The organism is Peribacillus sp. NPDC101481, assembly GCF_044767165.1.
In the GTDB taxonomy this organism is placed as follows: Bacteria; Bacillota; Bacilli; order Bacillales; family DSM-1321; genus Peribacillus.
In genome coordinates, this window is record NZ_JBIWNJ010000003.1 from 427,655 (window position 1) to 440,408 (window position 12,754).

12 protein-coding genes and 1 riboswitch are annotated in these 12,754 nt (G+C 42.9%); of the genes, 8 read left to right on the plus strand and 4 right to left on the minus strand.

The features are described 5' to 3' along the window. Window positions 1-30: 30 nt before the first annotated feature. A riboswitch (Lysine riboswitch) is annotated at window positions 31-216 on the minus strand. 254 nt (window positions 217-470) lie between these two features. After that, entirely contained in the window at window positions 471-1,433 is a 963-nt protein-coding gene (locus ACIROD_RS20775) for a LacI family DNA-binding transcriptional regulator (RefSeq protein ID WP_101223671.1), read from the minus strand. Window positions 1,434-2,121: 688 nt separating this feature from the next. Here ACIROD_RS20775 and ACIROD_RS20780 point away from each other — a divergent pair. The 5 genes from ACIROD_RS20780 to ACIROD_RS20800 all read left to right on the plus strand — a co-directional run bounded on the left by ACIROD_RS20780 (window position 2,122) and on the right by ACIROD_RS20800 (window position 6,945). Beyond that, window positions 2,122-3,045 (plus strand): metal ABC transporter solute-binding protein, Zn/Mn family, encoded by a 924-nt coding sequence (locus ACIROD_RS20780; RefSeq protein WP_402943662.1) that lies wholly within the window; start codon window positions 2,122-2,124, stop codon window positions 3,043-3,045. A 12-nt stretch (window positions 3,046-3,057) separates the two neighbouring features. Beyond that, entirely contained in the window at window positions 3,058-3,813 is a 756-nt protein-coding gene (locus ACIROD_RS20785) for a metal ABC transporter ATP-binding protein (protein WP_063234010.1), read from the plus strand. Window positions 3,814-3,823: 10 nt separating this feature from the next. Continuing rightward, the gene (locus ACIROD_RS20790) at window positions 3,824-4,747 is read left to right on the plus strand and encodes a metal ABC transporter permease (protein WP_402943666.1); all 924 of its coding nucleotides are present in this window, start codon (window positions 3,824-3,826) and stop codon (window positions 4,745-4,747) included. Further along, window positions 4,744-5,625, plus strand: a complete 882-nt coding sequence (locus ACIROD_RS20795) for a metal ABC transporter permease (protein ID WP_402943669.1) — start codon at window positions 4,744-4,746, stop codon at window positions 5,623-5,625. The genes ACIROD_RS20790 and ACIROD_RS20795 overlap by 4 nt, the downstream gene beginning before the upstream one ends. 147 nt (window positions 5,626-5,772) lie before the next feature. Then, complete coding sequence (locus ACIROD_RS20800; protein ID WP_048688186.1) at window positions 5,773-6,945, plus strand: FtsW/RodA/SpoVE family cell cycle protein; 1,173 nt, start codon at window positions 5,773-5,775, stop codon at window positions 6,943-6,945. An 80-nt stretch (window positions 6,946-7,025) separates the two neighbouring features. Here ACIROD_RS20800 and ACIROD_RS20805 read toward each other — a convergent pair whose 3' ends face one another. Together ACIROD_RS20805 and ACIROD_RS20810 are read right to left on the minus strand one after the other, a co-directional pair. Then, window positions 7,026-7,361 (minus strand): spore coat protein, encoded by a 336-nt coding sequence (locus ACIROD_RS20805; RefSeq protein WP_402943673.1) that lies wholly within the window; start codon window positions 7,359-7,361, stop codon window positions 7,026-7,028. A gap of 13 nt (window positions 7,362-7,374) precedes the next feature. Then, entirely contained in the window at window positions 7,375-7,653 is a 279-nt protein-coding gene (locus tag ACIROD_RS20810; protein ID WP_101223664.1) for a hypothetical protein, read from the minus strand. Window positions 7,654-7,852: 199 nt separating this feature from the next. Here ACIROD_RS20810 and ACIROD_RS20815 point away from each other — a divergent pair, with 199 nt between their 5' ends. Continuing rightward, entirely contained in the window at window positions 7,853-8,719 is an 867-nt protein-coding gene (locus ACIROD_RS20815) for a proline dehydrogenase family protein (RefSeq protein ID WP_402944053.1), read from the plus strand. 49 nt (window positions 8,720-8,768) lie between these two features. On the opposite strand, the gene ACIROD_RS20820 is transcribed toward ACIROD_RS20815, so the two are convergent. Next, complete coding sequence (locus tag ACIROD_RS20820; protein ID WP_072273724.1) at window positions 8,769-8,903, minus strand: YuzL family protein; 135 nt, start codon at window positions 8,901-8,903, stop codon at window positions 8,769-8,771. 201 nt (window positions 8,904-9,104) lie between these two features. Between ACIROD_RS20820 and ACIROD_RS20825 the strand changes: the two genes are divergently transcribed. Together ACIROD_RS20825 and ACIROD_RS20830 are read left to right on the plus strand one after the other, a co-directional pair. Beyond that, entirely contained in the window at window positions 9,105-11,495 is a 2,391-nt protein-coding gene (locus ACIROD_RS20825; protein ID WP_402943676.1) for a 3-hydroxyacyl-CoA dehydrogenase/enoyl-CoA hydratase family protein, read from the plus strand. 72 nt (window positions 11,496-11,567) lie between these two features. Further along, a complete protein-coding gene (locus tag ACIROD_RS20830; RefSeq protein WP_101223661.1) occupies window positions 11,568-12,746 on the plus strand; it encodes an acetyl-CoA C-acetyltransferase in 1,179 nt (392 codons plus the stop codon). Window positions 12,747-12,754: the final 8 nt, after the last annotated feature.

A 12,754-nucleotide genomic window follows, 5' to 3' on the forward strand; every position in this document is an offset into this window, starting at 1 on the left:
ACGGCTGTTTATAATAAACCCGTTTATCCTTCCGAAGATAGCTCCCCACGCTTTTTTGAAAAAACGTGACAGTGGTGTTCCTTTTCGGTTACACCGCCAGCAAGAATATACATGGAATATACCCTAACTTCGGCAACTTATCCTTTCAAACGGAGTCTTTAATTTTCCAGAATCTCGTCCGTTTTACTTTTATAAGCTGCAGCCTCTAACTCATCGGTAAATGAGGAAGTATTCAATTTTCTAAAATCGTTTGCGTCAGTTTAATAGGTGACGCCGGACGATTGTACTCATGAAATTCATGCAATCGTTAATAGATTGCTAGTAATTGAGTAAACTTTACTATATCAAAATTATAAAATAACTTCTGGGATATCGCAATGATTATTTTATGTGGTTATTTTTTCCTAGTTGAATGATGGCAGTAAGGAAGAATTCAAGTGACGATATACTAAAATAAAGCATCCTGATAGCTAAACGGTTTTCCTTTTTATTAGGGCGTAGTCCAGTTTTACATGTTTGACCTCTCCAGGATTCTCAAATAGGTCCACTGCCATTTTCCCAATCCATTCCAGCGGTAAGGAAATGGTCGTGATGTCGAGCATTTCGCCAAGGCTATCATTATTGAAGCCGAGAATGGCCACATCTTCCGGTACCCTTATACCCGATTTCTTAGCGGTAAGAATGAATCCTGCCGCCGTGTCATCATTCGTGATGATGATGGCTTCAGGTTTATCCATCATCGAATTCCATTCCTGAAACAATTGTTCACCGTCTTTGATGTGATAACTGCCTTCAAACAGCCATTCTTTATTGTTTATCAGTTGATGTTTACTCATGATATCGTTAAAGGCTTTTGTGCGGTGGGAACTATTTCTGCTTTTTTTACGGCCGAGGCTGTATCCGATTTTCTTATATCCTTTAGCGATCACGTACTCAAGGGCACAGGAGAAAGCTGCATAATGATCAATGCTGATGGATGAGAATTCAGCCTGAGCTGTATCTTCACATAAAATAATCGGTCCGTATTTTTGATATTCCAAGAGGATTTTCATTTCTGAAATCCTTGAACAAACGATAATGCCATCGAGCTGCTTCATTTGCAGCATATTAAAAGCCTGGATTTCTTTCTCTCTATCATAATTTGTTTGAAAGATGACGATATGACAGCCGATTGCATTTGCCTGTTTAGTGATTCCGTTAACGATTGCCCCGTAATATGGGTGATTGTTGAAGGGGATGATGATGCCGATAAGATTGGTCTTGCCTTTTGAAAGATGAATGGCGTTGATGTTTCTCGTATAATTCAAACGATTGATCGCTTCTAAGACGCTCTTTCTTTTATCGGGGCTTACATATGGATGATCATTCAATACACGAGACACTGTTGAGACAGATACACCAGCACATTGAGCTATTTCTTTAATATTTGTCATGGTATCACCGTTTTTTCTTTTTTTTTATTGTACAGTATGAAACCCATTTCAGGGCAAGGGAACAGTGTGGGACTGCTGAAGATTTCTTCAAATAAGGTCTTGTTCTGGTATTGGTTTCATCCTTTAAGATTTGTTTAAGTCTTAGAGGAGGAGGAAATCATGATGTTCCAAACTTTAATCACCCTGGTTGTGCTTTGCGGAATCGAATTGGGATTTGCGTACTTGGCAATTTCATTGAAACAGGAAAAATGAGTGGCAATGCCAGTCAAGAATTCCGCGGTATTACGCGAGGAAACCACGTTTACTCGTGAATTTTGGCATTTTACTCGTGAAATTCACACATTTACTCGTGAATTTCATGTCGTCCAGAAATAGCTCCCCTATATTATATTCACCATTAAAACTCCACAATATAAATATAACTTCATCGTTACGTTTCATGTACGGAATGACTGGCTGTCAGGGAGCTCCCTAGTGAGATTTCTGACAGTTTTTATTGTGTGTAAAAGTCATTCGCCTTTTTGAAATGTTTAAAAAATAGTTGCACTTTTTTTGTATATTTGTGTATAGTATAAAATAAGTTGTGTAGAGGAAACTTTTTAGCATTTACGACAATGTAAAAAAATTTACACTTAATTTTGCGTTCGGCAAACATTTTTAGGGAAATGAAAAAGAGGAGGGAATATGGATGGGTTTTCTAAAATCTATTGGGGGTGTGCTTGCTGCATTGCTGATTTTAACGGGGTGCGGTAATGATACAGCCGATAGGGATAAAGGCAATGGCAAGCTAAATGTCGTTACAACAACGGGAATGATTGGGGATTTGGTTGAGAATATCGGCGGTAAACATGTCGAGGTCACCAGTTTAATGGGACCGGGAGTCGACCCCCATCTATATAAAGCGACACAGGGTGATGTGGAGACACTGGATTCGGCTGATATGATTTTTTATAATGGTGTGCATCTTGAAGGGAAAATGACGGATATATTCGAAATGATGAGCAAGGATAAACCGACGATTGCCGTAACGGAGGACTTCAAGGAGAACCAGCTTCGTAAAGTGAGTGCTACGGAGCATGATCCCCACGTATGGTTTGATGTAAAGCTTTGGATCGTAGCGGCGGACACAGTCAAGAAAGAGTTGATTGCCAATGATCCGGACCATGAAGCAAAGTTTCGTGAAAATTATGAAGAGTACGTCCTGCAATTGGAGGAACTTGATAAATATGTTCAAGATGAAATTAATAAAATTCCAGAAGATCAACGGGTGCTCGTTACAGCACATGATGCTTTTGGATACTACGGTAAGTCATATGGCCTGGACGTAAGGGGTCTCCAAGGAATCAATACATTATCGGAATATGGATCAAAAGATGTTACTGATATGCGGAATTATCTTGTGGAGAACAAAATAAAAGCGATTTTCATTGAGTCAAGCGTACCAAGGAAGGCTATCGAGGCTGTCATTCAAGGTGCAGGGAAGCAGGGCCACAAAGTGGAAATCGGCGGTGAATTATTCTCGGATGCAATGGGTGAAAAAGGGACGGAAGAAGGAACGTATATCGGGATGGTCCGTCATAATACAGACACCATCGTCCGTGCATTGAAATAAGGGGGAGAAACTATGAATCAAGCAGCTTTGAAGGTCGAGAATTTAACGATTGCATATCATAAGAAGCCGGTTGTCGAAGATGTCTCATTTGAGGTGCCGGAAGGGAATTTAATCGGTATCATAGGCCCCAATGGAGCAGGGAAGTCCACTTTGATAAAGGGAATACTGGAATTGATCCCAAAAATATCGGGGCAAATCACAATAAAGGGTTCGACTTATAAATCGATGAGGAAGAGTATTGGCTATGTACCACAGCGTGAGTCAGTGGATTGGGATTTTCCAACCAACGCACTCGATGTCGTGATGATGGGCAGATATGGTCATCTCGGATGGCTGAAGCGACCAGGGAAGTCCGAAAGGCAGAAGGGGATGGAGTGCCTGGATAAGGTGGGAATGGCTGAATACGCTAACCGCCAGATCAGCCAGCTATCAGGTGGACAGCAGCAACGGATATTCCTGGCCCGTGCATTGGCACAGGAAGCGGATATTTACTTTATGGATGAACCGTTCGTAGGGGTGGATGCGGCAACTGAGAAAGCAATCATACAATTGCTGATGGAATTGAAGGAAAAAGGCAAAACAGTCCTTGTTGTGCACCATGACCTATCCACCGTGAAGGAATATTTCGACTGGACGATGTTATTGAATAAAAAGGTGATGAAAATAGGTCCGACAGAAGAAGTGTTCATTCCCGAATACTTACAGGCAACGTATGGAGGCCGTCTAGCAATACTATCAGACACTAAGTCCGGCCTTTTATTAAAATGAGGTGTACACGATGAACATACTGGATATTATTACTGATCCAAATACAAGGTGGATATTGCTTGGCACGATGTTCCTCGGATTAAGCAGCGGGGTCATCGGCAGCTTTGCCTACCTCAGAAAGCAGTCTTTGCTTGGCGACACGCTCGCACATGCAGCGTTACCCGGTATCTGTGTCGCCTTTATGTTAACTGGAGTGAAATCCACTTCCTACTTTCTAATAGGTGCTGCCTTGGCAGGGCTAGTGGCTGTCTTCTTGATCAGTGTGCTTACGAGATACAGTAAGATCAAGCAGGATGCAGCATTGGGAATCGTCTTATCTTCTTTCTTTGGCTTCGGAATTGTCATGCTTACGCAGATCCAGCAGAGCGAGTATGGAAACCAGAGTGGATTGGATACCTTTTTATTCGGACAGACGGCGTCAATGGTCATGTCCGATGTATATATGATGATGACGGTTTCCTTCATTCTCATTTTCACTTGTACCATATTTTTTAAAGAATTCAAATTACTGTCCTTTGACCCTGGGTTTGCTAAGGGGATGGGATTGCCGGTTGTTTTTCTGGATTATTTCATCATGATGCTGATCGTGGCAGCTGTAGTGATCGGTATCCAGGCTGTAGGCGTCGTATTGATGGCATCTTTACTGATAACTCCTGCGGTTTCCGCGAGGTATTGGACGGAGCGGCTGCATATCATGGTTATCCTGTCTGGTGTATTCGGAATGTTGAGCGGTGTGTCTGGAACGTTGATCAGTACATCAGTCAATGATTTGCCAACAGGACCGTTAATTGTCTTATCCGCGACGGTATGGTTTTTCTTTTCCATGCTTTTTGCACCTAAACGCGGAGTGCTTTCATCTGTATGGAGAAGGGTATCGACGAAAAAGAAATATTCTCTCGAACAGGATAGAAGGAAAGGGAGCCACACATCATGAATGATTTTTGGATTATCTTAGTCGGAGCATTAGTGGCGGGTTCTTGCAGTGTATTAGGATGCTTTTTGATAGTCAGGAAAATGACGTTGATTGGGGATGCCATCAGTCATTCTGTTTTGCCGGGAATCGTATTGGCATTTTTAATAACGGGGACCCGTGATTCGGTTCCAATGCTGATCGGGGCTGCTGCGCTCGGCTTGCTTACCGTATTCTTGATCCAGCTTTTCCAATCGTCGGGCGTTCAAGCTGACGCAGCGATCGGGATTGTATTTACTTCCCTTTTTGCAACGGGAATCGTACTTGTGAGCCTGTATACGCAACAAATAGATTTTGACCTGGAACATGTCCTTTATGGCGAAATAGCCTATACTCCCTGGAACACAATGACAATCGCGGGAATCGAAGTTGGACCAAAAGCTGTTTGGATAGTCGGCAGTTGTTTCATCCTGAATCTCGTACTGATCTTCCTTTTCTTCAAACAGTTTAAACTCGTGTCTTTTGATCCGTCACTTGCGGCTGCAATGGGTATTCCTGTACTGTTCTTCCATTACTTATTGATGAGCCTCATCTCACTGACAACTGTAGCTTCTTTTGATAGTGTAGGTTCCATTTTAGTAGTTGGAATGCTCATCATACCTGCGGCAACAGCATACCTGCTGTCAGACCGTTTAAGCAGCATGATATTGGTCAGTATCGGGGTAGGGGTGCTAAGTTCCGTCATCGGCTACTATTCTGCCACCATTTTGGATGCCTCGATTTCAGGCTGCATGGTGGGGTCGGCCGCCATATTATTCGGAATGGCCTTTCTCTTTTCCCCAAACCATGGATTGGTCAGCTTATTGCTGAAACGGAGAAAATCAAAGGAATCACATGCATAGCTCTCTCTGCATACAGGCTTCATGGAAATAACTCCATGAAGCCTGTAAACTATTCTTCTATATAGTTGTGATTTTATTTGTTTAAAGTATAATGAATAAGTGTATTTATAGATATATCGCAGGAGCCTTTTTAAGGGAGAGTTAAGTATGGAAGAACAAAATAAATTTTCATCACGAATAGATTTTTCTTTGGTCACAATATTGCTGTTATTATGCGTTGGAAGTTGCTTAGCAATCTATAGTGCCCAAACGACTGGACAGTACGCTGAAAACTTCTTAATTAAACAAATTTTTTGGTATATAGTTGGAATCGGAATCGTATTAGGTTTCATCACCTTGGATTCTGATCAGTTGAAAAAAATATCTTGGTACGCCTATGGCTTCGGATTGTTTTTGCTTTTTTTGCTGATCATTATGCCGGAAAGCATCGTTCCTGTCCGGAATGGTGCGAAAAGTTGGTTCATCATTCCGGGAATCGGTTCGATTCAGCCATCGGAATTCATGAAGGTTTTCCTCATCCTGGCTTTAGCGAATGTCATCTCAAACCATCATCTCAAAAACACGCTGAAAACGATTCAAACGGATATCTGGCTGCTTATTAAAATCGGTCTAGTGACCGGTGCCCCCTTATTGTTAATCATGCAACAGCCAGATTTGGGTACCTCGCTTGTCATCATGTCAATCATGCTCGGAATGATTTTCATTTCAGGGGTAACATGGAAGATCCTGCTGCCGATCGTTTCAGGAGGAATTGTCGTCGCTTCAACGGTCCTATACTTTGTCCTTTGGAAGCCGGAAATCCTGGAAAAATACCTAGGGGTAAAATCCTATCAATTCGGCCGTATCTATTCTTGGCTGGATCCATATAATTATGCCAGCTCCGAAGGATATCACTTAACCAAATCTTTACTGGCCATCGGCTCCGGCCAGACCACAGGCAAGGGAATCGGCTCGAGGGAAGTGTATTTGCCTGAGAGTCATTCGGATTTCATTTTCAGCATCATCGGTGAAGAATTCGGCTTCATCGGATCAAGTATCATTATTTCCTTGTTTTTCCTATTGATTTACCATATAACAAAAACGGGAATGGACACGAAAAATAACTTCTATACATATATCTGTGTTGGCGTTATAAGCATGTTGACGTTTCACGTTTTTCAAAATATCGGCATGACTGTAGGCCTTTTACCAATAACGGGAATTCCGCTTCCATTTGTCAGTTATGGAGGAAGCTCGCTAATGGGGAACATGATGGCCATGGGCTTAATATTCAGCATTCGGTATCACTATAAGAAGTATATGTTTTCAACGGATATCTAAATATAAAGCCGGCCCCCGATGGGCCGGCTTTATTTGTAGCAAAAAAAACAAAAGGAGCAGAATCTCCCCTGAATGTTTGCTTATTGAATGTTCGTTCCAGTTGGAAATTGATTTTTATAACCGGAAAATTGTTGAAACGATTGGCTTAAGCTGGTAGCTTGCGCCTTTTCTAAACTATACCAGCCTTTTTCGAACATAAGGTTATAGAGTTCACGCTGCATCTCTTGATTTTCTTTGGCAACGGAGAAAATGTCTTGGAATAAGGCTTGGTTACTCATTTCATGCAGGGCAACGGAAAGGGAGTTGCAAAAGTACTTTTCAGTTGAAAGCATATCATTTATAAAATCCCTGTCATTCATTTGCGGCGTCTTTGCCACGGGAGATTCTGGATTTTGGACTTTGTTTTCATTGGGCATCAAGAACCCTCCTTTACTGATATTGTTGTTGACCCTGATTTTGGTCGGGGTTCAAATGTTTCAATATGGTATCGTAATGACGTTGATGCATGAGTCCGCACCGATTTAAAGCATCAATGATTTGCGGGTCCTTGCATTGTGTGGCAAAAAAATGTGCTTTTTTAATTGCATTCAGATTCCATGCAAGCATATCGGTTAAGTATAAGCTATCTTTCACCGTAACCATTTCCGGCGGCTGTTTCATAAAGCCGGTGGACTGCTGTTGGCTGTTAAACGAATTTTGCTGTTCCATCATTGCTACCTCCTTAAGTGTTCTTTAAACGAGCTTAATTTTCCCTTCTGGATTTTTTTTATTCTTGATTCTAAATATCTGAAAAGTGCATTAAATGGTAAAATAATCTTGTGCATCTATTTTCCAAAATGATTTGGAGGGGAATGCAGTGGAAAGAATATTGAAAAATCTATTCCTTTTTTTATCAAAGAACAAGGGCATGACAAAGGCAGCGAAAAAATACGGGCTGCGGTTTGGGGCATCTCGTTTCGTGGCAGGAGAATCCTTGGATATGGCATGTGAAGTGATTGCAGATCTTAACCGGAAAGGGCTTGCCGTCACTATTGATTATTTAGGTGAATTCATTGAAGATGAACAAGAAGCAGGGAAGATGGCAGATGAGTGCATTGAAGCAATCCGCATGATTGGCAGAAATGAACTGGATTCACAGTTATCCCTGAAGCTGACCTCGATGGGCTTGGATGTGTCCGAACGAGTCGTAATGAATAACATGCGGAGGATCTTGGATGAAGCTAAAGCCCATCAGGTTTTCGTGACGCTTGATATGGAAGATTTTCCGCGCTGTCAGCCGACTTTGGATGTATTCAAAAACCTGAAGTCTGAATATAATGAATTGGGGACTGTCATCCAAGCTTATCTGTATCGGACTGAGAAGGATATTGAGGAGCTGGATGCATACCATCCGAATCTAAGGCTTGTTAAAGGGGCTTATAAAGAACCAAGGGAAGTGGCTTTTCCCGAGAAAAAAGATGTGGATGAGAATTTCAAGAAAATCATCAAGAAGCATATGCAAAATGGCAATTACACAGCCGTTGCCACACATGATGACAAGATCATTGATTATACGAGGGACTTGGTCAAAGATCAGGGAATTCCCCGTGATCGATTTGAATTCCAAATGTTATATGGCATCCGCAATGAAAAGCAGCTCGAACTTGCTAAAGAAGGATATAAGGTAAGGGTGTATGTTCCTTATGGTACGGATTGGTATGGATACTTCATGCGCCGCCTTGCAGAGAGACCGGCCAATATTGCTTTCGTTTTAAAAGGCCTATTCAAGAAATAGGAAGCGAGAGCCGCCCCGGAAAAGGGACGGCTGCTCAAATTAAGAAAGATTATCTTTTGAACTGATTGTTCTGGCTGTTCACTTTATTGATTCCGTGTTGACGTTCAGCGCCAGGGCCGGCATTGCCTTTAACGCTTGCTGCGCTTACGGCTGCTTTAGAAGGATTATCTTTACGCTTCATTATATAAGTCACCTCCACCCCGGTTATTTTTTACTGAACGGAGGAGAAATAACCGAAGTAACTCGGAGAAAAAAATATTTTTTTCCTGTTTAATCATTGCGGAATTTCCAAATATATTCTATATTAGTAATAAGAAAAAATATTCAAAATTTTTTTGAATTAAAAATGAATGAGCATTCATTCAATAAATTGCGTAAGGGGGATATGAACTTGGTTCGACAAATTCGAAAGGCTGCTGTTCTAGGGTCAGGAGTTATGGGATCAGGGATTGCTGCACACCTTGCTAACATCGGCATTCCGACTTTATTATTGGATATTGTACCTCGTGAACTAACTGAGGATGAAAAGAAAAAGGGACTGACATTAGATAATAAACAAGTGCGTAACCGCATCAGCCAAACAGCGATTACGAAACTTTTAAAACAGAAACCAGCTCCGCTTTCGGCTAAGGGAAACATTGCGTTGATCGAGGCAGGAAACCTGGAAGATGATATAAGTCGTTTAAAGGATGTCGATTGGATCATCGAAGTGGTCGTTGAGAAGCTTGAGGTTAAGCAAAGTGTGTTCGCCCAGGTTGATCAGCATCGTAAACCAGGAAGCATCGTTTCATCGAATACCTCCGGAATATCAATTGAAGCAATGGCAGAAGGCCGTTCGGAGGACTTTCAAAAGCACTTCCTGGGAACCCACTTCTTCAATCCGCCGCGTTATCTTAAGTTGTTGGAGCTTATTCCAACTAAAGCAACTTCACCAGAAGTGCTCGAATACATGAAACGATTCGGCGAAGATGTACTGGGAAAAGGTGTCGTCGAAGCCAAGGATACCCCTAACTTTATCGCAAACCGAATCGGAACTTATGGTTTATTGGTCACTCTGCGGGAAATGCAAAAAGGCGGATACAGTGTTGGTGAGGTCGATTCGGTTACAGGTCCGTTGATTGGAAGGGCAACTAGTGCGACTTTCCGGACACTTGATGTAGTTGGATTGGATACCTTTGCACATGTTGCCAGAAACGTATATGAACAGGTGGATGGAGAAGAAAAAGAAGTTTTCAAAATACCTGATTTCATGAATGAAATGCTTAAGAATGGGTGGCTTGGAAGCAAGTCAGGCCAAGGATTTTTCTTGAAAAAAGGAAAGGAAATCCTTGAACTGAATCCCGATACCCTTGAATATGATGCACGAAAAAGATTAAAAACGCCTTCCATTGAAATGGCTAAACAGGCCAAGGGCTTTGAAAATAAAATGAAAGCGCTTGTTTATAGCGAAGACCGTACCGGCCAATTACTTTGGAATGTCCTGAATCCGGCGCTTGTGTATTCTGCCCAGCTGCTTGGGGACATCGCGGATGACATCGTGGCGATCGATCAAGCGATGAAATGGGGCTTCGGATGGTCAACAGGACCATTTGAAACATGGGATGCGATAGGGGTAGAAAAATCGGTAGCCCGAATGGAGGCGGAAGGCATCACCGTTCCGCAATGGGTGAAGGATATGCTCGCTAAAGGCATCACTTCCTTCTATAAAGAAGAAAATGGCATAGTTCACTATTATGATAATGGTGAATATAAGGAACTTGTTGCAAATCCTAAAGTGATGAATCTTAAAGCGATAAAGAAACAAAAAGGCGTAATCAAGAAAAACAGTGGTGCAAGCCTGATGGATATCGGCGATGGAGTGGCTCTTCTTGAATTCACTTCACCGAATAATGCAATCGGTCTGGATATCATACAAATGATCAATGCGGCGGTCGACGAAGCGGAAGCGAATTTTAAAGGCTTGGTCATCGGAAACCAAGGAAAGAACTTCTGTGTAGGCGCTAATATTGCAATGATGCTGATGGAAGCACAGGATGACAACATTTTTGAACTCGATATGGTCATCAGCCAATTCCAAAAGGCGATGCTTAAAATCAAGTACAGTGCTGTTCCTGTAGTGGTTGCACCGTTTAATATGACACTTGGCGGGGGAGCTGAAGTATCCCTTCCGGCAGCGCGCATCCAGGCAACGACAGAAACGTATATGGGACTAGTGGAAGCTGGTGTAGGTTTGATTCCAGGCGGCGGCGGGACTAAAGAACTTTATGTGAAGACGTTGAGGAATATGCCGAAGGGCGTCGACTTCGACTTACAGAAAGTGGCCAACCAAGTATTTGAAACGGTCGCCATGGCAAAAGTTTCTACCTCCGCCGAGGAAGCGAGAGGGAACAATTTCCTTAATTCAGCGGATGGAATAAGCGTAAATGCGGATCATCAGCTATATGATGCGAAACAGGCGGTAATTTCCATGCATGAACAAGGCTATATCGCTCCGGCCCGCACAAAAATCCCTGTCGTAGGTGAAACGGGATATGCCGCACTTCTATTAGGGGCGGAATCCATGCGCCTTTCAGGTTTCTTATCAGAACATGACCTTGTCATAGCCAAAGAGCTTGCATATGTGCTGGCGGGGGGAAAACTCCCATTTGGCACGGAAGTAGATGAACAATACATCTTGAACCTAGAAAAACAGGCATTCCTGAAACTGGTTTCGACTCCGAAATCCCAAGCAAGGATGCAGCATATGCTTGTTAAAGGCAAACCACTCCGTAATTGATGAATGGACGAAGAAATGGCCAAAACGAAGATTAATAGATCAATAGCTTAAAAATGAGTAAGGGGGATCCTCATGAAAGAAGCGGTAATAGTAGCTGGAGCAAGGACTCCGGTTGGAAGAGCGAAAAAAGGTTCTCTTGCCAGTGTACGTCCTGATGATTTAGGGGCTCTTGTCGTAAAGGAAACGTTAAAGCGTGCAGGAAATTATGAAGGCACCATCGATGACCTGATTATCGGTTGTGCAATGCCTGAAGCGGAGCAAGGATTGAACATGGCTCGTAACATTGGTGCATTGGCAGGATTACCTTATACAGTACCGGCCATAACGATTAATCGTTACTGTTCAAGCGGGCTGCAAAGCATCGCATATGGAGCGGAAAGGATCATGCTCGGCCAAAGTGATACTGTCATTGCAGGCGGAGCGGAATCCATGAGCCTTTTGCCAATGATGGGCCATGTAACACGTCCGAACGCGAGACTTGCGGAAACGGCACCGGAATATTATATGGGTATGGGCCACACTGCTGAAGCCGTTGCAAAAAAATACGGCATTTCCCGTGACGATCAAGATGCATTTTCTGTTCGTAGTCATCAAAAGGCGGCGAAGGCCATTGCAGAAGGAAAGTTTTCGGATGAGATCGTGCCGGTTGACGTAACCCTTCGTTCAGTGGGACCAGATCTTAAGTTAAAGGAAAAAACATTTACATTTACACAGGATGAGGGCGTTCGTCCAGGCACCACTGCTGAAGTGCTAAAAAAACTAAGACCTGCATTCTCTGTTACAGGCTCCGTAACAGCAGGGAATTCCTCACAAACGAGTGATGGTGCAGCCGCGGTCATGGTCATGGATGGGGAAAAGGCCTCTTCATTAGGGATGAAACCGATGGGTAAGTTCCGTTCCTTTGCTGTAGCGGGAGTACCGCCTGAAATCATGGGTATCGGACCGATTGCAGCCATTCCTAAAGCTTTGAAGCTAGCGGGTCTTGAGTTATCGGATATTGGTTTATTTGAATTGAATGAAGCCTTTGCTTCCCAATCCATTCAAATCATTCGTGAGCTCGGTTTGAATGAAGAGATTGTCAATGTAAATGGCGGAGCCATCGCCTTAGGCCATCCACTAGGATGTTCGGGGGCAAAACTGACATTAAGCCTGCTACATGAAATGAAGCGCAGAAACCAACAGTTCGGAGTCGTGACAATGTGTATCGGCGGCGGAATGGGTGCTGCTGGAGTATTTGAATTATTGGCTTAATCCCCCCC

Excerpts from the sequence above, each read along its gene's own strand:
- ACIROD_RS20805 (WP_402943673.1), bottom strand. The coding sequence starts at position 7,361 with ATGCCCAATGAAAACAAAGTCCAAAATCCAGAATCTCCCGTGGCAAAG.
- ACIROD_RS20830 (WP_101223661.1), top strand. The coding sequence starts at position 11,568 with ATGAAAGAAGCGGTAATAGTAGCTGGAGCAAGGACTCCGGTTGGAAGA.
- ACIROD_RS20790 (WP_402943666.1), top strand. The coding sequence starts at position 3,824 with ATGAACATACTGGATATTATTACTGATCCAAATACAAGGTGGATATTG.
- ACIROD_RS20810 (WP_101223664.1), bottom strand. The coding sequence starts at position 7,653 with ATGGAACAGCAAAATTCGTTTAACAGCCAACAGCAGTCCACCGGCTTT.
- ACIROD_RS20795 (WP_402943669.1), top strand. The coding sequence starts at position 4,744 with ATGAATGATTTTTGGATTATCTTAGTCGGAGCATTAGTGGCGGGTTCT.
- ACIROD_RS20775 (WP_101223671.1), bottom strand. The coding sequence starts at position 1,433 with ATGACAAATATTAAAGAAATAGCTCAATGTGCTGGTGTATCTGTCTCA.
- ACIROD_RS20780 (WP_402943662.1), top strand. The coding sequence starts at position 2,122 with ATGGGTTTTCTAAAATCTATTGGGGGTGTGCTTGCTGCATTGCTGATT.
- ACIROD_RS20815 (WP_402944053.1), top strand. The coding sequence starts at position 7,853 with ATGACAAAGGCAGCGAAAAAATACGGGCTGCGGTTTGGGGCATCTCGT.
- ACIROD_RS20800 (WP_048688186.1), top strand. The coding sequence starts at position 5,773 with ATGGAAGAACAAAATAAATTTTCATCACGAATAGATTTTTCTTTGGTC.
- ACIROD_RS20825 (WP_402943676.1), top strand. The coding sequence starts at position 9,105 with ATGAACTTGGTTCGACAAATTCGAAAGGCTGCTGTTCTAGGGTCAGGA.
- ACIROD_RS20785 (WP_063234010.1), top strand. The coding sequence starts at position 3,058 with ATGAATCAAGCAGCTTTGAAGGTCGAGAATTTAACGATTGCATATCAT.